At 43.6% G+C, this 21123-nt stretch carries 17 protein-coding genes and 1 tRNA gene; 9 read left to right on the top strand and 9 right to left on the bottom strand.

Annotated features, from left to right (window positions below):
• Nucleotides 1-454: 454 nt before the first annotated feature.
• The 4 genes from ACMXYO_RS05545 to ACMXYO_RS05530 all read right to left on the bottom strand — a co-directional run bounded on the left by ACMXYO_RS05545 (nucleotide 455) and on the right by ACMXYO_RS05530 (nucleotide 4925).
• Nucleotides 455-916, bottom strand: coding sequence for a hypothetical protein (locus tag ACMXYO_RS05545; RefSeq protein ID WP_415887550.1), 462 nt, complete (start codon nucleotides 914-916; stop codon nucleotides 455-457).
• A 59-nt stretch (nucleotides 917-975) separates the two neighbouring features.
• Nucleotides 976-2415 (bottom strand): aldehyde dehydrogenase, encoded by a 1440-nt coding sequence (gene aldA / locus ACMXYO_RS05540; protein WP_415887548.1) that lies wholly within the window; start codon nucleotides 2413-2415, stop codon nucleotides 976-978.
• 87 nt (nucleotides 2416-2502) lie between these two features.
• On the bottom strand, nucleotides 2503-4293 hold the full coding sequence (locus ACMXYO_RS05535) for a PQQ-dependent dehydrogenase, methanol/ethanol family (RefSeq protein WP_415887546.1): 1791 nt from the start codon (nucleotides 4291-4293) through the stop codon (nucleotides 2503-2505).
• A gap of 68 nt (nucleotides 4294-4361) precedes the next feature.
• A complete protein-coding gene (locus ACMXYO_RS05530) occupies nucleotides 4362-4925 on the bottom strand; it encodes a ubiquinol-cytochrome c reductase iron-sulfur subunit (protein ID WP_415887545.1) in 564 nt (187 codons plus the stop codon).
• 517 nt (nucleotides 4926-5442) lie between these two features.
• On the opposite strand from ACMXYO_RS05530, the gene ACMXYO_RS05525 reads away from it, so the two are divergent.
• The 8 genes from ACMXYO_RS05525 (at nucleotide 5443) to ACMXYO_RS05490 (ending at nucleotide 13831) form a co-directional block, all read left to right on the top strand.
• Entirely contained in the window at nucleotides 5443-6372 is a 930-nt protein-coding gene (locus ACMXYO_RS05525) for a hypothetical protein (RefSeq protein WP_415887543.1), read from the top strand.
• A gap of 54 nt (nucleotides 6373-6426) precedes the next feature.
• Entirely contained in the window at nucleotides 6427-6894 is a 468-nt protein-coding gene (locus ACMXYO_RS05520; RefSeq protein ID WP_415887542.1) for a hypothetical protein, read from the top strand.
• 24 nt (nucleotides 6895-6918) lie between these two features.
• On the top strand, nucleotides 6919-7803 hold the full coding sequence (locus ACMXYO_RS05515) for an SMP-30/gluconolactonase/LRE family protein (protein WP_415887540.1): 885 nt from the start codon (nucleotides 6919-6921) through the stop codon (nucleotides 7801-7803).
• Nucleotides 7804-7835: 32 nt separating this feature from the next.
• Nucleotides 7836-9929, top strand: a complete 2094-nt coding sequence (locus tag ACMXYO_RS05510) for a 4Fe-4S binding protein (RefSeq protein ID WP_415887539.1) — start codon at nucleotides 7836-7838, stop codon at nucleotides 9927-9929.
• A gap of 59 nt (nucleotides 9930-9988) precedes the next feature.
• Nucleotides 9989-10693: a FadR/GntR family transcriptional regulator gene (locus tag ACMXYO_RS05505; RefSeq protein ID WP_415887537.1), complete on the top strand. Its 705-nt coding sequence runs from the start codon at nucleotides 9989-9991 to the stop codon at nucleotides 10691-10693.
• Nucleotides 10694-10900: 207 nt separating this feature from the next.
• A complete protein-coding gene (locus tag ACMXYO_RS05500; protein ID WP_415887536.1) occupies nucleotides 10901-11722 on the top strand; it encodes a (Fe-S)-binding protein in 822 nt (273 codons plus the stop codon).
• Nucleotides 11722-13134 carry a lactate utilization protein B gene (locus ACMXYO_RS05495; RefSeq protein ID WP_415887535.1) on the top strand — a complete coding sequence of 471 codons (1413 nt, stop codon included), beginning with the start codon at nucleotides 11722-11724 and terminating at the stop codon, nucleotides 13132-13134. The genes ACMXYO_RS05500 and ACMXYO_RS05495 overlap by 1 nt, the downstream gene beginning before the upstream one ends.
• 10 nt (nucleotides 13135-13144) lie before the next feature.
• On the top strand, nucleotides 13145-13831 hold the full coding sequence (locus tag ACMXYO_RS05490) for a LutC/YkgG family protein (protein ID WP_415887533.1): 687 nt from the start codon (nucleotides 13145-13147) through the stop codon (nucleotides 13829-13831).
• A 461-nt stretch (nucleotides 13832-14292) separates the two neighbouring features.
• Here ACMXYO_RS05490 and ACMXYO_RS05485 read toward each other — a convergent pair whose 3' ends face one another.
• Together ACMXYO_RS05485 and ACMXYO_RS05480 are read right to left on the bottom strand one after the other, a co-directional pair.
• A complete protein-coding gene (locus ACMXYO_RS05485; RefSeq protein WP_415887531.1) occupies nucleotides 14293-15498 on the bottom strand; it encodes an integrase domain-containing protein in 1206 nt (401 codons plus the stop codon).
• Nucleotides 15499-15664: 166 nt separating this feature from the next.
• Nucleotides 15665-15752: transfer RNA gene (locus ACMXYO_RS05480), tRNA-Ser, on the bottom strand.
• Nucleotides 15753-15978: 226 nt separating this feature from the next.
• Here ACMXYO_RS05480 and ACMXYO_RS05475 point away from each other — a divergent pair.
• The gene (locus tag ACMXYO_RS05475; protein ID WP_415887529.1) at nucleotides 15979-17226 is read left to right on the top strand and encodes a GGDEF domain-containing protein; all 1248 of its coding nucleotides are present in this window, start codon (nucleotides 15979-15981) and stop codon (nucleotides 17224-17226) included.
• 68 nt (nucleotides 17227-17294) lie between these two features.
• On the opposite strand, the gene ftsZ is transcribed toward ACMXYO_RS05475, so the two are convergent.
• The 3 genes from ftsZ to ACMXYO_RS05460 all read right to left on the bottom strand — a co-directional run bounded on the left by ftsZ (nucleotide 17295) and on the right by ACMXYO_RS05460 (nucleotide 21112).
• A complete protein-coding gene (gene ftsZ / locus ACMXYO_RS05470) occupies nucleotides 17295-18515 on the bottom strand; it encodes a cell division protein FtsZ (RefSeq protein WP_415887527.1) in 1221 nt (406 codons plus the stop codon).
• Nucleotides 18516-18596: 81 nt separating this feature from the next.
• Nucleotides 18597-19838 (bottom strand): cell division protein FtsA, encoded by a 1242-nt coding sequence (gene ftsA / locus ACMXYO_RS05465; RefSeq protein WP_415881770.1) that lies wholly within the window; start codon nucleotides 19836-19838, stop codon nucleotides 18597-18599.
• 653 nt (nucleotides 19839-20491) lie between these two features.
• A complete protein-coding gene (locus ACMXYO_RS05460) occupies nucleotides 20492-21112 on the bottom strand; it encodes a gamma-glutamylcyclotransferase (protein ID WP_415887526.1) in 621 nt (206 codons plus the stop codon).
• Nucleotides 21113-21123: the final 11 nt, after the last annotated feature.

The raw sequence follows: 21123 nt of genomic DNA, 5'->3' as shown, positions 1-21123 counted from the left end.
TTTAATTTGAGTTTATCATTTGGCATATTGCCAACTTTAGATTTAGTAACTGCATGGATGATGCCAAAAATATAAATCCAACGAAAAATAAATAAAAAAACATAAAATTCATTTTATTTTCTAGATTCGTTTAATTTATTCCACATTAAGCTCAGTCACCTGTTACATAACTTAGACATACTCAAAGATATTTAAGTCTTTTTAATACCGAGAATAATTATGTTATTTATTTATGCTACATATGACCCATCAACTGTAGCGGTTCTAAAACACTCGACATAGGCAGACAATCAGAACAAACAATTAAAAAGGTGAAAGGTGAAAGGTGAAAGGTGAAAGGTGAAAGGTGAAAGGTGAAAGGTGAAAGGTGAAAGGTGAAAGGTGAAAGGTGATATTGTTTAAAACCGAAGGAGTTTTACCATAAGGAATAAAAATTCTATTAAAAAAATTCAGGCTAAATACTTTTTAAGATGAATACCAAACTCTGTGCAGAGAGAGATTCAGGCTGAATCACTACAAACTGTTTATCATTAAAATCTGAACCACTGCCTATTCTGAGCAGAGCAACTTCGACACTCTCAACGATATTGCATTCACTAAGCAGAATTACAGAATAAGTTTGCTCCCTATAACTATTTAATCGTTCAGCCAAATTACGCTCAATAATAAATATGCCACTTTCTTCTACGCCTAAAAGAGCGGTATAGCTCTCTACGACTATATCATTCCCGCCACTCTGATCGGAGACCAATGAACATTCAGGCTCAGTACCAATACTACATGACTGTTTCCCTATAACTATGCCATTTTTATGCAGATAGCTGGCAACCCTTGGCTTTATTTCGTTTTCATCTGCAATTTCAAATACAGGAATATCTAACAGGGCGAGCTTACGTTTAAATCTATCCATGCTCATTCTTATCCCATTACCCTGAATGAGGGGGAGCCCCCCCCATCAGAAAAATTTCAGCTCAATTAACACTGGATGTAAGCGACATGAGTATGTGTATACTCATACAAGCCATGCTTACCATCCGCACCGCCAATACCTGACTTACGTACGCCAGCATGGAAACCTTGCATCGCTTCAAAGTTCTCACGGTTTACGTAAGTTTCACCGAAGTCCAACTGATTCACAGCACGCATAGCCTGGCTTAGATCGCGGGTGTAGATTGAAGAGGTAAGGCCATATTCAGAAGCATTCGCATAAGCGATCGCCTCATCCAGATCGTTAACAACCTGAATTGGTAATACAGCACCAAAGATCTCTTTATTCATGATCTCCATGTCACCGTTACAGCCTGCTAGCACTGTTGGCTGATAATGGAAGCCCTGGCCTAAATCAGCTACAGCACCACCGGTTGTCACCGTTGCACCTTGTTGCTTGGCAGTTTCAACCATTGCTGCAACTTTATCGAGACCAATTTTGTTTACCAACGGCCCCATATCAACATCAGGCTGAGCAATTGGATCGCCGTAAGTAGTAGCAGCCATTGCCGCCGTGATTTTACTAACAAACTCATCAGCAACTGACGCTTGAACATAAACACGCTCTGCACAATTACATACCTGACCGGAGTTAATTACACGGGAGCTCTTAATTGCATTTACAGCGAGATCCAGATCAGCATCTGCCATAACGATTGCAGGAGCTTTACCACCTAATTCAAGGTTCAGTTTAGTGATATTAGGAGCAGCTGCCGCCATGATACGCGCACCTGTCTCCACACTTCCGGTAAAGCTAATCAGATCCACACCAGTGTGTGTTGTTAAAGAACTGCCAACATTACCACCCGTACCACAAACAACGTTGAATACGCCTTCTGGCAGATCTGTTTCAGCTACCAATTTTGTAAATTCGAAACAGTTATTCGGCGTTTCTTCACTTGGTTTGACAACGATGGTATTGCCCGTTACCAAAGCTGGCGCCATTTTGCGTGCGATAAGGAAAAAAGGAAAATTCCATGGCAGGATTCCGGCAACTACGCCAACTGGTTTATGGAATAGGAAAATATTCTCACCTGGACGATCACTGGTAATAACCTCACCTTCTATACGACGCGCCCACTCAGCCATGTAGTCCATATAGTCTGCTGTGAAGTCAACTTCTACACGGGCCAGACTTAGTACTTTACCCTGTTCTTCTGTAATGACTCGCGCTAAGCGGTCAGCATTTTCACGAATTTTGTTAGCAATTTTGCGAAGGTAGCTTGCACGCTCATTGGCTGGTTTTGCAGCCCAGCTCTTCTGAGCTGCTTTCGCGGCAGTAACAGCCTGCTCAACTTCACCTTGATTGGCTTCGGGTACGCGGGATAACAATTGGCCGTTGGCTGGATTAAAAACATCAATCGTACTGCTGGGCTCAGCCATGAACTCGCCATTGATGTAGTTACGATATACAGGGACTTCAGACATGACATTAATCTCTTTTATTCTTCAGGAAAAAGAGCCAGATAGCGTACCGAAGGGGTAGTAAGCTATCTAGCTCGGAGGGAGGTCAGCTTATCGAGAAGCTGCGTCCATCAACTTCTTAGCATTTTTCTTAAGAGCGAATACGTGCAGTACACCACCCTGAGGAACTGTAGTTGTGTGATCCATCACAGCATCGAATGCACCCTGCATACGCTGTGCGTCAACACCCCAACCAGCCTGTACACCGATGAACTGAGTACCATTCACCATCCAGCTAGAAGGTACTGCAGTGATGCCTGAGTTAGCGCGGTACTGCCACAGTTTCTTACCAGTACGAGCATCCAGTGCACGGAAGATACGGTCATTACCACCACCGGAGAACAGCAGGTTACCGCCTGTCGCCAGAAGTGGGCCCCAGTTCATCTCTTTCATGTTGAACTGCCATACTTTCTTACCTTTTTTGATATCCCAAGCCTGAATCTCACCGATGTGATCTTCAGCACCGTCAGCCAGACGGATGTTAGTTAAGATGTCAGCAATAGGTACACCGATAAACAGCTCACCAGACTTACGTGGGCCCATCTTCACACCACCCATTTCAGAACACAGGTTCTCATGAGCTGGGATGTAGAACAGACCTGTTTTAGGGCTGTAAGCTTCTGGCGGCCAATCTTTACCACCCCACAGAGAAGGACAGAAAGTTACCTTTTTACCAGTACCTGGTGTGTGGGCTGGATCGTAAGTTGGACGACCAGTTTTTGGATCGATGCTCTTGAATACGTTCTGTTTCACGTATTTTTCTGCATCTACGAAATCGATGGAACCATCTTTGTTACGCTCAAGCGTCCACAGGTAACCATTACGACCTGCATGCACAAGGCCTTTGATGTTTTTACCTTTATGCTTGTAGTCGATAATTACAGGAGGAGATACTTCATCCCAATCCCAAGCATCATTGTGATGATACTGGTGGTAACCTTTCAGTTTACCCGTCTCAACATCAAGAGCGATTACAGAGTTTGCGTATAAGTTATCACCTGGTCGCGTATCAGGCATCCATGGACCACCGTTACCCGTACCATAGAAAGCTACACCCAAATCGGAATCATAAGTACCGGCAATCCATACAGATGCACCACCCGTTTTCCACGCATCGCCCTTCCAGGTTTCACTACCTGGCTCACCTGGAGCCGGGATTGTGTGAGTTTTCCAGGAGATCTTACCTGTTTCAGCATCTACCGCTGTAACGTGACCACGGATACCGTACTCACCACCTGAAACACCTACCATTACCTGACCTTTAGCGATCAGTGGAGACAGAGTCATGTAGTAACCATCTTGCCAATCAGCAACACACGTTACCCAAGATTCCTCACCAGTTTTTGCATCTAGCGCTACCAGACATGCATCCGTTGCAGCTAGATAAACCTTATCGCCATACAAGCCTACACCACGGTTAGTTGGGTGCAGCTGAAACAGCTCTTCAGGAATCTCTTTTTTATAACGCCACAGTTCATCACCAGTTTCTGCATTCAATGCAATTACCTGATTGTTTGGTGTAGAGATGAACATCACACCGTCATTTACGATTGGTGGGGCCTGATGACCTTCCAACTCACCCGTAGAGTAAGACCATACAGGTACCAAATCATCGATGTTATCAGCGTTGATCTGTTCCAGAGGACTATATGTCCAACCTTCATAGTTACCACGCCACTGCAGCCAGTTTTCTGGCTCTGGGTTTTTCAGTCGGTCTTCAGTTACCGGACTGTAGTTCGTCAATGGGTTTGACTTAGCTGTAGCCCCGCCGCCTACTGCAAATGCAGTAGGTACGACAGCAACAGCAATTGCCAGCGCCCCAAATCGTTTAGCTAATGACATATAGCTCACTCCTGTTTTTATTGTCTTCTTGGTAACCCCACCCCGGGGAATAGAGACTCTGTATTAACTTATTTCTTGTAACCCGGTTTACGCGTAAATGGCTCTTTAACCACCAACAGGTCGTCTTTTATTTCTATTGGAAGCATTGCCAATTTTTTGGTGGCTGGACCGTTGGTTACTTTGCCTGCAGCATAAGGATCAAATCTTGAGTAATGGCAGAAACAGAAGAACTCTTTCTTATCTTCGATGTAAGAGTTCACGTCACAGCCTTGATGAGTACAGATTGCAGAATAGGCAACAACACCATCCGCAGAATTCTTCTTGGTCTGCTCATCCATCAATGCTGGATCAAGGCGCATCACCATTACTTTGTTAAATCGAGAACCGCTGCGAATCACACCGGTTTTAGGGTCTTGAGGAAAAGCCATAACCTGCTGAGATTCCTGGACTAACTCTGAGGCAGAGATAGCACGAGCATTACCATGCCCATCTTCAATCACTAACAGATCACCCGGCTGAGGACGGGTTTTTTCAGGCGTTTTAGATGCAGCTTCTGCACGAGTGGCCAAGCCTTCTGTCGCACCTACAGCTGCAATGCAGGCACAAGACTTTAAAAATGATCTACGTTCCACGATATTTCACCGTTCTTTATCTTTTTGAGTTCTCGATGGTGTCGACTAGCAATCAGAAGAAACAACGAGACGCAGATAAAATGGCAATCAACGTGCCAAAAAAGAAAAGACCAAGAGAAATATCGATAACACATTGAAATACAAGGATTAAAAAAACAATCCTCAGCAAAGAAAAGCGTGAGGGTTATCAGGCCAACCAGATAAAGGCGAACAACTGTCTGCAACAAACGTTGCACCTTCGCTACACTAGCAGACTACAAGCCAACAAAACCCCCTATAAAAAAAACCATTAAAAACTGAAACTCAATCCCCCCCCTATGATCAACCCCACTCAACAGAGAAACAGGTGTAGCAGTAGAAAGCCACAGCTCGCAACAACTGCTGCACAATCACTACAGCCAAGTCCTAAAACTCTTTAATAAACCCTTTCTAAACTGGGCAGCTCAGATCTTAATTCTACTGGCATATAAATTGCGTTGAGTAAACGGATATAAAAACCATAATAAGGATACAAGCCGTGAATCGTGCCAAGCTGACTAACCTACTTTTTTTTTCACTGACTCTTTCATCAATCGTAGAAGCAAGCCCACAAACGATCTGGAAAGATAAATCCAATTACATTGCTATCTCAAGTAAAGCGGATGTAAACAATGATCACCCATCTCAAATCGAGCCAGAAAAACTGGCGAGGATACTTAGCCAGCTAAGAATCAGTGATAAAACGTCTGCCAGTCTTTTAAATCTGATGGACAGTTCAACAGATCAACACAGCCGTGTGTTTTCAAATAAAGAGATTGACCTGCTCGCTCAAGGCCTCAGCAAAGCTCTGACCAAAGCAGCAACAAACGAAGCCGTCACTTTCTCTGTTTCTGACTTTAAAAGTGTCTATTTTGGAAATAAAAACCTTTCCGTAAGTGGTACGGCTTTTATAAAAGATAACAACCTGAACATGATCTTTGGTGAGATACACGTTGATCTGCACAAAAAATATGTTCGCTCAGGCGAGGGGGTCAGCAACAGTCGTTTCGCTTCTAATGTAGAACTAGCCAACTTTAAACTTGATACAGGCAATACAAGTAAAGTCGGCCAACATGATTGGCAGCTACAACCTTTTTCGGGTGCAGAGTTAGTCAACCAGCGTCATGATTGGGTTCGTATCAGTCTTGATCAGAATTACGACTATATTCAGGAAGTTGCTCATAAAGATCAGTTGGAACAGAAATACCTTTCCAACGAACAAAAAGCACAAGAGAGCCAACAGCAGAATGCGTTAGAAGAGCGCATTAAAAAACTGGAACAGGCCACAATTCAACCAGCGGTCACGAATACCGTTAAACCGTCCTCCGTAGAAGCACGCCTTCGCCAACTCCAAGAGTTGTATGAACAAGGCACTATTCCTGAATCAATCTATCTGGAAAAGATGCGTTCCATCATCAGCGAGCTTTAAGCCCTTAGGGAACAGGTTTAAGCACTTAGCTCCAATTTATTTAAGAGAAGTAACATGAAAAAACTTTTTATATCTCTACTACTTGGCTGCTCCTTTTTAGTCGTAAACAAAGCGGCTGCGGCTGAACAACCCGATCTGCTGATTAAGTTACAGCGCGATATTTTCACCGAAATGATACGTAGCCATGGACCTCAAATTGAAAACCAGACGGTCCTGAACTGGTGCCAGCATAATGACCTGGCTGACGAAATCGGACTCACGGTAAATGGCTTAAAACGTGCTGTTTATGACTCATTTATCGTTGCAGGTAGTCAGAATGTACAAGCCACTGAGATCGCACGACAGATGAGTGATGACGAATGGGATCTCTACAACAATGCGTTGTTCAGCGACATCAGGCACTACCGGACGGGGATAAAGAAAGGCCTTGAGATCTCTCTAGCAAACAAGCCAGCAAGGGAGAAGTTCTGCAAACAGGCCGAGCAGCAAGCAATGAAAACAGCCCAAACCATCACTCATTAACAGGGACCACTGGAGATCTTTACCATGCTAAAAAAACTGACCTTACAACTTTCTTTGTCTCTGTTACTCCCTCTCAGCTGCTCAGTGATGGCTGATAACTTAAATCTTGAAAAACAGTGGCAAACCAAGAACGAATTAAAACAACCTGAATCCGTCGTTTATGACATTATGCGTCGCTCCATCTACGTTTCTAGCATCAATGGTGAGCCAGATGCAGTGGATGGAAATGGATTTATATCACTTATTGCCAATGACGGAAAAATTGAGAAACTGAAATGGATTGATGGGCTCAATGCTCCGAAAGGCATGGCGATGCTTGGTAAAAAGTTGTTCGTCACCGACATCAATGAACTGCTGGTGATTGATGTAGAAACCGCAAAAGTAACCAAACGCTTCAAAGCGGACGAGAAGAGTTTTCTTAACGATATCGCTGTAACCAGCAGTGGTGTTATCTATGTAACTGACACCGCGACCAACCGCCTTTATCGCCTCTATCAGGGTAAATTTAAAACTTGGCTTGAAGATCCAAGACTAGAGAACCCTAACGGTCTTTATATCGATAATAAACACATCATTGTTGGCAGTTGGGGCAAACCTACCGAGGGCTGGAAAACCGATGTTCCCGGTCATATTCTGCTGATCTCTCCTGAAGATAAGAGCATAAAAGACTTTGCGGATGGTAAGCCAATAGGCAACCTGGATGGCCTCGCTAAACGCGATAACAACAGCTTCCTGGTAACCGACTGGATGCAAGGCAAGCTCAAACTGGTGAAATCAAACGGAGAAGTAAGCACCTTACTAGAGCTGGGTCAGGGAAGCGCTGACATGCTCTATCTACGCAGTAAAAGACTCCTTCTGATTCCACAGATGCAAAAAGGCAACCTTGTCGCCTACTCCATCAAGAAATAAAGCCACCGGATCACTGAGGAGCGAATACTACTGTGTCTTACAAAAATTATATTTCTGCTAGAACAGCAGTATTCTTTCTCCTCTGTTGGTTTTTACAGTCAGTTAATCTTGTAGCTGCATCCGAAATCCCTCTCTCTCCTGCTCTGCAGAAGCTTTTTCCCAATGCCAGTCACATGCATCAGGAAGACCGTGACCTGAGTATTATTCCGGTATATCGCTTTGGTGATATCGAAGGCTATGCGTTTAGAACAGCTGAACTGTTCCCTGTACGCGGTTATAGCGGAAAGCCTATCGATATATTGATCGGACTAAACCCGCAAGGTCATTACACGGGTTTTGAGGTTCTTGAACACTATGAGCCCATCTTTTTGAAAGGAGACGGTCCACAAATATTAGTCAGATATATGGAACAGTTGATCGACGTTCCAGCATCCAACAATATTTATGTTCGCGGCGATAACCAACAAGAGCTAAAAGGCAGTGGAAAAAGCACTTATATCGACGGTATCACCAGCGCTACAGTAACCACCGGTGGCATCAATACAACCATTACTAAAGCCGCACGGGCAGCTGCTCGTGCAAAAGAGCTGGCAGGATATGCGGCTCTAAACAAAAGCATTCCTAAGCTCGACAGTTTTAAGGTAATGTCTTTTGATGAACTTGTTGAAACAGGTCTGATACAACACTGGCCTATTTACCAACAGCAGATTCAGACAGCTCAGTTAGACAAGAAGCTAGGCTACCCCAGTCAGCCAGTTGCCATTGATAACGCAAAACCCATCACCGAACTCTATATTGCATATATGAGTCACCCTTTGGTCGCGCGTAACCTGTTATCTGAAACCGAATACGCAAACTGGAAAGACCAAATCAATACGTCAGATCAATACCTGCTGCTTCTCAGTAAAGAGGGTTGGCAAGGGCAAAACTTTTCAAGGTTCCTGAAAATCAAACAGCGTGGTGCTGAAGTTATCCACAAGCCTGTATCACCTTCAGGCATCACCGAGCAATTAAAGTTACCTGATAATAACTGGCAAGAAATCTCACTGCTGCGTGTGCCGTTGGTTGCAACATTTGACCCTCTGAGCCGAACCAACCTGGAGTTTATAGCGAGTAAAAAAGCAAAGCTTAAAGAGATTTACAGGCTACCTGAGGAACATTTCAGCCAGGATTTAAGTGCTGAAGATAAGGAAATTCCTCTATGGAAACAGCTATGGCAACAACAACAAAATAAGATAGCAGTACTGCTTTTAGGATTAACTCTGCTTAGCGTTCTCTTTATCAATCAACACTATGCTGTTCTTGATCCAGGTAGGTTCCATAAAATACGGTGGGTATACCTGACTTACACGGTATTGTTCATCGGTTTTTATGCCCAGGGCCAGCTCAGTATTGTAAATGTTCTAACCATTCAACACCTTCTGATTGACGGTTCATCTCTCGATCTTTTTTTACTTGATCCGATCATCTTCATACTGGGTTGTTATGTACTGATCAGTTTAGTTTTATTTGGGCGCGGTCTTTTCTGCGGCTGGCTATGCCCGTTCGGTGCGATTCAGGAGTTTGCCGGATTGCTGGCGAAAAAGCTCAACATCAAGCAATGGAAGATCAAACCTAAACAACATAACCGCTTACAAAAGCTTAAGTTCCTTCTGCTGTTAGCCATTATCGGTGCTTCTTTCTACTCTCTGACATTAGGCGAAACACTGGCAGAACTGGAACCATTTAAAACCAGTATTACGATGTATTTCGTCCGCGAATGGCAGTACGTTATCTACGCCATCATTCTGATTTTACTCGCACTCAAAGTGCATAAATTCTACTGCCGTTATCTCTGCCCACTCGGTGCCTGTCTGGCAATTTTAGGTTCGATACCTGTATTCAATTGGCTAACCCGCAGAGCCGAGTGTGGTTCTCCCTGCCAAAATTGTCGCATGAACTGTGAAATTGATGCCATCAGCAAGCAGGGAAAAATCGATATGAAGGAATGTGTGCAATGCCTTGAATGCATTGTTATTAATAACAATCCCTCTCTATGCGCAATTGAAGTCGCTGCTGATAAGAAAAGAAGGAAGGCACAAATGATAGAAGCTGTAAGTGTAGATTGTTCAAGTACCACTTCCTGATACGTAGTTTAAGTAACGCTGGAACTCCAAATAACTCAGATTAGAAAACAATCATTAAAGTGAGCATTCACCAAGAAGAAACACTAAGCCAACAGCTGAGTCGAATATTGCAGCGAAATATTTTACAGGGTGCGATTTCACCAGGGCAGAAATTGACATCGCAACGTCAGTTAGCAACTCAGCACCAATTGTCCAGAGCTACGGTTAGAGAAGCGATCCAGGATCTACAATCAAAGGGTTTGGTAGAAACCTATCATGGCGGGGGTACAGTCTGCCGTAACCTGTTGGAACCTATGTTTGACTGGCCACAAGAGCACAATGTTGATGATATCCAATTGCAGAAGCAGGTAATGGAGATACGCGCTGCGCTGGAAGGGGAAGCAGCGTTCTATGCAGCGTTAAGAGCTACCGAACAGCATCTAGATCGAATAGGTCTGGAATATAAGGAAATGCAGACGCGTAATAATGGCAATACAACGCTGACTAAAGCAAAAGCAGATCTCAATTTCCACATGATGATTGCGGAAGCCAGTCACAATTTTTTTATTATGTCTTTCAGCCAAATATTCTACAACCGTTATTTCAATGCCATTTATGCAGTATTGGACAATACCTTAAAAAAATGTGGGCGTTACCCGGATAGTATTGCTGCCCAACACTCTAAAATTTACCAGGAAATTATTAATCGAGACCCACAAGCAGCAAAAGCAGCGGCTATAGAGCATATCGACTTTACACGAGAACTATTTGAAGAAACTGAGTAGCTCATGGCATAGCACTTGCTATCAATTCAGATAGACACTCTGAATAGGGTAAGACCAATTAATACGATTTCCTTTTGCCGCTTATGCGGAAGAGCTAATTTACAAAAAATCACACGAATAGCTTGACTACTTTTGTTCGGAAAACACAAGTAAGTCCTTCTCTATGAGAAACACGTCACTACTAAAAATAAAGGGGCCATAAGGCTGATGTCTAAAAAAATTATTGATGTGGGTGGTAACAAGACAGAATCCTCTGGGATTAATTGTCGTGATATCACTGAAAAGAATGTAGGTCTCTTTGTGACCTGTCTTGTAAATACAATGCGCCCATCGGTGGGTTTTGCTGCACTTAAGCTGTTAGAAGATGCTGGCTGTCAGGTTGATGTCCCGGACCAGCAGTCGTGTTGTGGTCAGCCTGCATTTAACTCGGGTGACGACGAAGGTACACGCCAGATTGCCTATCAAACGATTCAGCAGTTTGAAGCATATGACTACGTTATTGTACCTTCTGGCTCTTGTGCAGGCATGATCAAGAAAAACTTTGTAGAAGTTTTTAAACAGCAACCTGAATGGGAATTACGTGCACAGAAGCTTGCTGATAAAACTTACGAGTTACTCTCCTTTCTTGTCGACGTTTGTCAGTACCAGCCTCAGGATGTTGAGCTTAAAGGCACTTACACTTATCACGATAGCTGCACCGGTTATCGCTCACTGAATGTGTATGAACAGCCACGAAAAATGCTGTCGCATGTACAGGGCCTTGAGCATAAACCTCTCCATGGTCATTCTGAATGCTGCGGTTTTGGCGGTACTTTCTGCGTTAAGTATTCAGAAATTTCCAACGCTATAGTTGAGGAAAAAACTGAAAACATTCGTGACACCAAAGCGGATTTTCTTCTCGGTGGTGACATGGGTTGCCTGATGAACATGGCTGGAAAATTAAACCGTGAAGGTCATACCAATATCAAAGCATTACATGCTGCAGAAGTACTCGCTGGCATGGCATCTAATCTGCTGGGAGATAAGTAATGCATGCAAATAGACCAGAAGATTTTGAGCAAAACGTCAGTCAAGCATTGGCACAACCAAACCTAAAGCCTGTTATCAGAAGAACTACCGATAAAGCGGAAGCAAAGCGAGCAGAAGCAGTCGCAAACTTCCCTGGTTTCGAAAATGCACGTTTGCAAGGCCAGAAAGTTAAAGACCATACGATCAAGTATATGGATCACTATCTTGCCGAGTTTGAAAAGAATGCAACGGCTCAAGGTGCAATTGTGCACTGGGCAAGTGACGGAGAAGAAGCGTCGCGCATTGTCTTAGATATATGCAAACAGCATGAAGCTAAAAAAGTTACCCGTAGTAAATCCATGCTGGGTGAAGAGATAGGGCTTTCCCATGCTCTGGATAATGCTGGTATCGAACGTGTAGAAACAGATTTAGCTGAGCATATTATCCAACTTGCAGGCGACCCTCCTTCTCACATTGTCTGGCCTGCGATGCACCGTAGCCGCGAGGACGTTATTAAACTGTTCCGTGAATACCACAAAGATCCAACATCTTCAGAAGAAATAGTTGAATTGGTCAGAAGTGCCCGTCGTGATTTACGGAGTAAGTTCTTAACTTCAGATATAGGTATCAGTGGTGCAAACTTCCTGCTTGCCGATAGCGGTTCAACCTGTACGGTAACCAATGAAGGTAATGCCGAATTAACAACAACTCCGCCGAAAGTACACATTGTCACAGCGGGTATAGAAAAGCTTGTTCCTTCCATGGCACATGCGGTACCGCTACTAAGGTTGCTAACCCGCTCAGCAACGGGTGGTGAGATCACCCAATACATTACCTTCCACAACGGTCCGAAACGTAAGAACGATGCGGATGGGCCTGAAGAGTGTCATATTGTCTTGGTAGACAACGGCCGTACCAAAATGCTTGCAAAAGGTATGGAGGAAATGCTGCGCTGTATCCGCTGTGGTGCATGTATGAACCATTGTGTCGTCTATAAACATATCGGTGGGCATGCATACGGCTCAGTATATCCGGGCCCAATGGGATCCGTGTTAACACCACATATGAACAGTTTAAAGGTAGCCAACAAACAAACCCATGCATGTACTATGAATGGACGTTGCGAAGAAGTTTGCCCAGTTAAAATACCACTGCCAAAACTCTTACGTTCGTTACGATCCCAGTCGTGGGAGAAAAAATATGAACCATTAACAAACCGTGTTTTTGTTACCGTTTTTTCTCAACTCGCTAAACGCCCAAAACTGTTCCAGCTATTTAGTAGCTGCTCCCTCCCTTTTATGAAGCTTTTCAAACGAAAAGGATGGATACATTCCATGCCGATGACTAGCGGATGGACAAGAAACCGTGACCTTATTGCACCTGAATCGCAGACTTTCATGCAGCAATATAAAAAAATGAAAAAGCAGAATTGAGAGAAAAGCCATGAACGATAGAAATAAAGAACTTGCGAGTCGTGAAGGTATTTTTTCTGCCATTCGTGATGCAGCCCCAACCGCAAAAGCAGATGTAGATACTATACAGCAGGAAGCACTGGCAATACTTGAAGATAGTATAGATGCTCGCCCCTCATTATTGGCTGATGAAGCTGCCGATGCCATGGTAAAACGTATTGAAAAAGGGCTGGTCATTGGCACCAGTTGTCAACGTATTGAGTCATTAGATGAACTGCCCGGTGCGGTTAATACATTCTTGGATCAATACGGTCTGGATAAAGCATTACAGGTTCAAAAGGCTCCACATTTACAAGATTTGAACTGGCAGGGAATGACTACAGATGTAGATATCAAAAACGACAATAGCGTGGGCCTTTGCTGGGCTGAACACGGTATCGCAGAAACTGGCTCTTTTGTTGTTTACTCCAGCCCAGAAATGCCTGTCCTATTGAATTTCTTACCTCTGTACCTTATTGCAGTAGTACCACGATCCAAGATACTCCACTACATGGATGATTATGCACTGATTGCTAATGCACTCGCCGCCAAGGGAGAAACTCCACGTAATCTTTGCTTAATATCTGGTGTAAGTGGGACTACAGATATAGAGGGGGTACTTGTTCAGGGAGCTCATGGACCTGAAGTGCTTAATTTGTTTATAGTAGAGAACCTGTAGTTTTTGATTAGTTGCTAACATCTTAGTGGATTTACCTATAAGCGAGGAACCTAACTTCAGGTTTCTCGCGACTTATCCCAGGCAATGGTCTTCATTGTTTAATCGCGGATCAACCATTGCAATAGGTAAGTCTAAGGTTCGTGAATTTTGCTTCAAGCAAATGATATGTGTAAGTTAATAACTCTCAGTGTTTACTGCTACCTCCTTCAACGAAAGTCTGCAACGCAATTAATGTCGTTTCTGTAGCATTGTCAGCAGTTCCAGATTCTATGAGTTCATAAATTCTACCTCGCTGAACTTCTGGCTGGACCGCTCTAATATTAACTGAATTATAATTTTTTTAGGCTTAATACATCATTCTAGCAGCTGGTTGAACTTGAATGTTTCCCAAGCTTTAAGAAGCCCTACCTGACTATCCTCTCGATTCAAAACAGATTATACAACTGTAAAAAAACTCTTTATTACAAAGCCGTCGCTTGAGCCTTGGTAATGACATCAGACCACCACTGCATCATCTCTCTTCTCCGTTCTAAATAACTAGCGCGATTGTATGTCGCACGCACCTGATTTTTATCGGTATGGGCTAACGCAACCTCTATAAGGTCGGGCTCAAAGCCCTGCTCATTTAACGCGGTACTGGCGATGGAGCGCATGCCATGAGCGGTTAAACGCCCCTTGAAACCCATTCTCTTTAGAGCAACATTCACAGTAGAAGCATTTGCTGGTTTGTGAATCGAAAGATCGCTGGGAAACAGGTAAGAGCTGGTTGAGCTAAAAGGCCTCAATTTTTCTAAAATAGCTAAAGCCTGATTTGACAGTGGGATGACATGCTCCTTACGCTTTTTCATTCTTTCAGCAGGAATAACCCAGATTTGTTTATCTAGATTAATCTCATCCCATTTAGCTCCTGCGGCTTCACTAGGTCTTGTCATCGTGTGTAACTGCCAACGAATTAGATACCGAGTCACAATTCGAAGATTAGCGTCAGCGACCTTGGCCATCAGAAGCGGCAGCTCTTCAGGCTTAAGCGTCGGGTTATTGGTTACAGATGGAGATTCAAAAGCATGCTTAATACCCGCCAAAGGGTTCGACTTAGCGAGGCCTGTATTTGTAGCAAACGTCATTACCTGATTCAAACGCGAACAAATTCGCTTGGTCATTTCCAGCTTCCCAGAAGAAGCAAGCGGCTTTAGAACATTGATTACTAAGGGTGCTGTAATATCAGAGACTGGATGATTACCTAGCTTGGGAACCACATGGTTAAGCAATGAGTTGATTATATCGTCTGCGTAATCAGGACTAATACTTGTCTTTTTAATCTCAAACCAAGCATCAATCACAGCTACTAGGGTATTCGATTGCTGAATCATTGCTTCATGACGGTCAATGTCACGTTGCTGCTTGGGGTCGATACCATCGGCAAGAAGCGATCTTGCTTCAAGCCTCTTTTTTCGTGCATCAGCAATAGAGATTGCTGGATAGCTCCCAAAAGATATGTTGGCGCGTTTCTTTGTATGTGGACGGGTGTAATTGAAGATCCAAATTTTCGACCCGTTGGGTTTTACTCTAAGCGCTAATCCATCGCCATCTGCAAGGTTATATTCCTTGTCATTGGGTTTTGCATTTTTAACTTGAGTATTGGTAAGAGGTGCAGTCTTTCTGGCCATTGATGTAACACCACCTTTGTAACAACTCTAACGATGTTACATACAGTGTTACTTAAATACTGAGATTTGACAACATTTGATGATACTTCTTGAAACATGAATTCCGAGTAAATTCACTTAATTCAAGGAGTTAAGGTACCTTACGACACCTGATGAAACTTAGTAATGGCGGTCAGGGAGGGATTCGAACCCTCGATACGTTTCCGTATACACACTTTCCAGGCGTGCTCCTTCGGCCACTCGGACACCTGACCATCCTGCAATTAGTGGAGCTGATATGCTCAACACCAACGCGGCGCGAATTGTATCACAGCACTGACTGACCGCAAGCGGTTTGGTTAAAAAAGACCAACAATTTCAGTAATTCATACTACAAATATCAAAGGATCAATAAATAGCCTAGTTTTATTGGTTGTACACTGAACAACTGTGAGTAAACTAAACACTCAAAAATAAAAAATTATAAATATAAAATCTAAAATGCGGCCCATAACTGACCTTAAAAGCACACTATTCAACTCCCTCTATCGAGCTGCTTTGATTAGCTGCTTATTTGCAGCCATGATCGTATTTGCATTGATCTTTCTTTCTATCGAAAAGGATCTTCGGCAAGAGGGTCAATATCTTGGACAGTTAGTATTTAAAGATCTGCGCCAAGCGATGAATCAGGGCACCAGTTATGAGGAAGTTAATCAGCTCATAGATTCAATGAATGAGGATGCTCCCGATATCACCTATAGCATGTATCGCGGAGCAGCCGTTCAGCAACAGTTTGGTGGTGATCGAGCAATCACCGAAGAGATAAGCCAGCTGTTAGGCAACAAACAGGATGCAACTCAGATCGAATCGCTGGATCAGATTCATTATTACCATGCCTTCAGATTTAAACAGGAATGCCTAGCCTGCCACACCGAGGCAAAGCTAGATGATATAGCCGGCGTGTTGGACGTTACCTTTCCCGCACACAGAGTCCGCCTTCCTGTAAGCGAAGTTCTGATGGGTTTATTCTTAGTCTTCTCTATTACCGTTATCTCTTCCTACCTCTTTATCTCTCGCGACCTTTTTGCACATATAGTTCAACCGCTAAAACGCTTAGAAAGAAAGCTTAAAGAGACTGAAGGTCACCACAACCTTAATGAAAAGCTAGCTCTCGACTCAGAGCTAGAAGAGATCAATAGCATTGAGCACTCTTTTAACTCGCAACAAGCGTTATTACAGACTGCATTTCAGCAGGTAGAAGAGCTATCTATCTACGATAAGCTAACAGGAACTTACAGCCGGCATCAGTTAGAGCGATTACTCGATGAAGAGAGATCTAGAGCTGATCGCCAGAATCGGCCTTTAACCATCAGCATGATTGATATGAATGGCTTTAAGCAGATCAATGATGTGTTTGGTCATCATGCCGGCGATTGCATTCTGATTCACTTCTGCCAGATTCTGTCAGAGAACCTGCGCACGACAGACAAGGTCATTCGCTATGGTGGAGATGAGTTCATCATCCTATTACCAGACAGTTCGCAGGATGTGGCAAGTGAGCTTATTCAACGTATAGAAGAGATCGCGCACAGCAGCCCTTATCACTATAAAGGCCAAGGCATCATTGCAAAGTTCAGCTATGGCAGCGTGGAATACCCAAGCGAGTCCGATACTGATGAAGCAAAAGATCTATTACAGATTGCAGATGAAAGAATGTATTCCGACAAACAACGTAGAAAACAGAAATAGCAGGGATAAAAAAGGCCCGGTTATAGAAAACCGGGCCAAGTAATACCTGGAAGGTATAAGATGTTTAATTAGTCAGCTTGACGACGTAAGAATGCAGGAATGTCTAAGAATTCCATGTCGTCAGTACCAGTCTTTTGCATAACTGGCTGTTCAGATTCTACTTCACGGTGAATCTCTACAGGTTGAGCACGTTCTCTTGGCTGGGAATCACGAGCAGTTCGCATTACTGCCGGCAACTCTAGCTGATCGAAATCAGACGCAGCGCCCGCAGCCGTTGCAACAGCAGACGCACGACCTGTGCCTGTGTTAACAACTTCTACATGCTGCTGTTCAGCTCGCCCCAAGCCTGTTGCAACCACTGTTACTGTAAGCTCGTCAGTAAGCTCAGGATCAATAACAGTACCTACAACGATAGTGGCGTTCTCGGAAGCATACTCTTCAACGATGTTACCCACTTCCGAGAACTCGCCTAAGCTAAGATCAAGACCAGCGGTGATATTTACCAAAATACCACTCGCCCCCTTCAGGTCTACGTCTTCTAGCAAAGGACTATTAATCGCAGCTTCCGTCGCTTCAGTCGCACGGTCTTCGCCACGGCCACTACCGCTACCCATCATCGCCATGCCCATTTCAGACATAACGGTGCGCACATCTGCAAAGTCGACGTTGATCATACCCGGACGGATAATCAGATCAGCGATACCTTGCACCGCGCCTTTCAATACATCGTTACATGTATTGAAAGCATTAATCAGACTGGTGTTCTTACCCAGTACTGGAAGTAACTTTTCATTCGGAATGATGATCAAAGAATCAACATTCTCTTTCAGTTCCTGTATACCTTCGTCCGCAATTTTAAGGCGCTTACGACCTTCAAATGAAAACGGCTTAGTTACTACAGCAACTGTTAAAATACCTAGGCTACGCGCAACTTCAGCTACGATTGGCGCTGCACCAGTACCTGTACCACCGCCCATACCAGCCGTGATAAATACCATGTCCGCACCATCTAGCATTTCAGCTAAACGCTCACGATCTTCAAGTGCAGCCTGACGGCCAACTTCTGGGTTTGCACCCGCACCAAGACCTTTTGTTAGTTCGCCACCGATCTGGATAACTGTTTTAGAATGCATGTTATCCAAAGCTTGGGCATCTGTGTTTGCACAGATGAACTCAACACCATCTACTGCAGAGCTAACCATGTGCTGAACAGCGTTACCGCCGCCACCGCCGACACCTACAACTTTAATTACGGCGCTTTGAGGAATGCTATCCGCTAACTCAAACATACCGATCTCCTTCCAGATTATGCGCTTTTATAATTGAACAGCGCTTAGTTATTTTCTATTCCGATTAGCCTTTGACTGGGATCAGAAATTGCCCTGAAACCACGTCTTCATCTTGCTTAGTACGCTTGCTTGTTCGACCAGTTCGATCTCTGCAACCTCAGGTTGAGCAGGTTCTCCGCCCTGATCTTCATGCGCGTACTGAAGTAACCCGATACTTGTTGCAAAAATTGGGTTACCTAAAATATCTTCCATTCCACGAACACCATGCGGTGATGCCAGGCGAACCGGCATGTGGAAAATTTCCTCTGCTAACTCAACCGCACCTTCCATTTTGGAAGTACCGCCAGTTAACACAATGCCCGCCGCAACCAGATCTTCAAAACCGCTGCGACGCAACTCTGCTTGTACTAAATTGAAAAGTTCTTCATAACGCGGCTCAACAACTTCAGCGAGCGCCTGACGCGACAATGTGCGCGCTGGACGATCACCGACTCCAGGTACCATGATGGTTTCATCAGGACCTGCTAGCTGCGCTAGAGCACAAGCATATTTAATCTTTATCTCTTCCGCGTGCTGCATAGGTGTGCGTAAAGCCATCGCGATGTCATTAGTCACCTGATCACCCGCAATAGGGATCACAGCGGTATGACGAATCGCACCACCTGTAAAGATCGAAATATCAGAAGTACCGCCACCGATATCGACCATACAAACGCCGAGTTCTTTTTCATCTTCAGTCAAAACAGAGTAACTGGATGCAACTTGCTCCAGCACTAAGTTATCAACCTCTAAACCACACCGGCGTACACACTTCTCGATATTCTGCGCGGCATTCACCGAACCTGTGACTAGGTGAACTTTGGCTTCTAAACGTACACCCGACATGCCTAGTGGTTCACGAATACCTTCGGAATTATCGATTTCATATTCTTGCGGCAAGATATGCAGAATCTTCTGATCAGCAGGAATCGCTACTGCACGGGCAGCATCGATTACGCGATCAAGATCGTAATCTGTTACTTCACGGTCACGAACAGCCACAATACCGTGAGAGTTAAGGCTATTAATATGACTACCGGCGATACCTGCTGTTACAGAGTGAACTTTGCACCCTGCCATCAACTCAGCTTCTTCGACTGCACGCTGGATAGAACTCACTGTTGATTCAATATTCACGACCACGCCCTTCTTCAGGCCGCGAGACGGATGTGAACCAATACCAACAATATCGATTGAGCCGTCGATATTGATCTCTCCCACAAGGCAAACCACCTTGGAAGTCCCAATATCTAGCGCAACGATCATATTAGAGTGAGCAGTCATATATTCAGTGCCAACAATATTATTTCAAGCAACCTTAATTTTACTTATAACTAAAAACAAACCAACCTTTTTTCGATGATTTTTTTTAAATTCTGAAAGTTTATTTGCCCGTAAAATTAATTCATAAAAAAACACTATCTTTTCTTATCGGCACCTTGCGGAAATTGTTGAGAAAATTTTTTCTATAAATTTCAAACAACTAAGCTCACTCACTCCAGCATCAGGCTCGATTTTTTTAAATATAATCAACCGTTTCAATAGGTTAAAAAAACAACAAAAATCAAAATTTAATTTTGATTAATTGACTATAAATCAAAATCCAATATTGATTATTAATAAAAATATCAAAATTAAGTTCTGAATGATCATATAAAATCAATATTTAATTTTGATGATTTATAAACAAATCAAAATCCATTTATGATTATCTCTCCATTAATTAATGCTCATTAAACAACTAATATAAGCGTGCAATTCTGTATGAATTTTGTTCAACGCGCTCGAATTCGCCTCAAAAAAGCAATCATTTCTTGATGGTATAAGGCGGATATTCAAACCCAGAAAACAAGCTCAAAACAGGACTCAGTAGAGAGCCCTAGGAAGCATAAAGAGGATAAAACTGAGAAAGGGGTAAACAGCTCAGAAAGAGCTTTTTAGTAATGATAGGCGCTATCGATTTCACGCCAATTTGAACCGCTGTTATCTAAGTTAGTACGAATGGTAATTTCACCATCTGCAAGGTAGCTATTGTCGAGAAAGTTATTCAAAACAGCCTCTCCCTGCGACGCTGCCGCTTTCAAGCAGAAGGATAGATAACGCGGGAATGGCAGAATATCGTTTCGCCATAGGTTACCCGCATAAAACTGCCCTACACGCTCATGATATTCTTGCTCGTTGCGGCATTTACTATAACGGTAGTGTTGATCAGTTGAGCCTGTGCACATTAGCCCGGTCGAGCTTTGACCATCGGCAAAAGTTTCTACTTCCACCCAATTAAACCGATGTTCACGTTCGAACAGCGCTTCGTACTCTTCTTGAGTACATTCAAACTGGCTGCAAATAATCTCACAACTGGGCGCAGGTAAAGTCGAGCAGGAGGCCAACTGTAAAGAGTCAGGATCAGCCTTATGCCGACTGATAAACACAACTCCGACTTTATTGAAGATACGTTTGTAACCAGGAACAGTTACGATCCTAAAGTTTGTTAGGCTAGGAATGGTTTCCCTTGCGGAGGCTTCAGATAGAAGAGAGCCATATCCAACAATACTTATCATATAGCTCTCCT

It is taken from the genome of Neptuniibacter sp. QD37_6 (genome assembly GCF_047778085.1).
Classification (GTDB): domain Bacteria; phylum Pseudomonadota; class Gammaproteobacteria; order Pseudomonadales; family Balneatricaceae; genus Neptuniibacter.
The sequence above is the reverse complement of the archived record's forward strand: the minus strand, read 5'-3'. Positions and strand labels throughout refer to the sequence as shown.

Coding starts and splice junctions, on each gene's coding strand:
- ACMXYO_RS05545 (WP_415887550.1), bottom strand. CDS start 916: ATGAGCATGGATAGATTTAAACGTAAGCTCGCCCTGTTAGATATTCCT.
- aldA (WP_415887548.1), bottom strand. CDS start 2,415: ATGTCTGAAGTCCCTGTATATCGTAACTACATCAATGGCGAGTTCATG.
- ACMXYO_RS05535 (WP_415887546.1), bottom strand. CDS start 4,293: ATGTCATTAGCTAAACGATTTGGGGCGCTGGCAATTGCTGTTGCTGTC.
- ACMXYO_RS05520 (WP_415887542.1), top strand. CDS start 6,427: ATGAAAAAACTTTTTATATCTCTACTACTTGGCTGCTCCTTTTTAGTC.
- ACMXYO_RS05515 (WP_415887540.1), top strand. CDS start 6,919: ATGCTAAAAAAACTGACCTTACAACTTTCTTTGTCTCTGTTACTCCCT.
- ACMXYO_RS05500 (WP_415887536.1), top strand. CDS start 10,901: ATGTCTAAAAAAATTATTGATGTGGGTGGTAACAAGACAGAATCCTCT.
- ACMXYO_RS05495 (WP_415887535.1), top strand. CDS start 11,722: ATGCATGCAAATAGACCAGAAGATTTTGAGCAAAACGTCAGTCAAGCA.
- ACMXYO_RS05490 (WP_415887533.1), top strand. CDS start 13,145: ATGAACGATAGAAATAAAGAACTTGCGAGTCGTGAAGGTATTTTTTCT.
- ACMXYO_RS05485 (WP_415887531.1), bottom strand. CDS start 15,498: ATGGCCAGAAAGACTGCACCTCTTACCAATACTCAAGTTAAAAATGCA.
- ACMXYO_RS05475 (WP_415887529.1), top strand. CDS start 15,979: ATGCGGCCCATAACTGACCTTAAAAGCACACTATTCAACTCCCTCTAT.
- ftsZ (WP_415887527.1), bottom strand. CDS start 18,515: ATGTTTGAGTTAGCGGATAGCATTCCTCAAAGCGCCGTAATTAAAGTT.
- ftsA (WP_415881770.1), bottom strand. CDS start 19,838: ATGACTGCTCACTCTAATATGATCGTTGCGCTAGATATTGGGACTTCC.
- ACMXYO_RS05460 (WP_415887526.1), bottom strand. CDS start 21,112: ATGATAAGTATTGTTGGATATGGCTCTCTTCTATCTGAAGCCTCCGCA.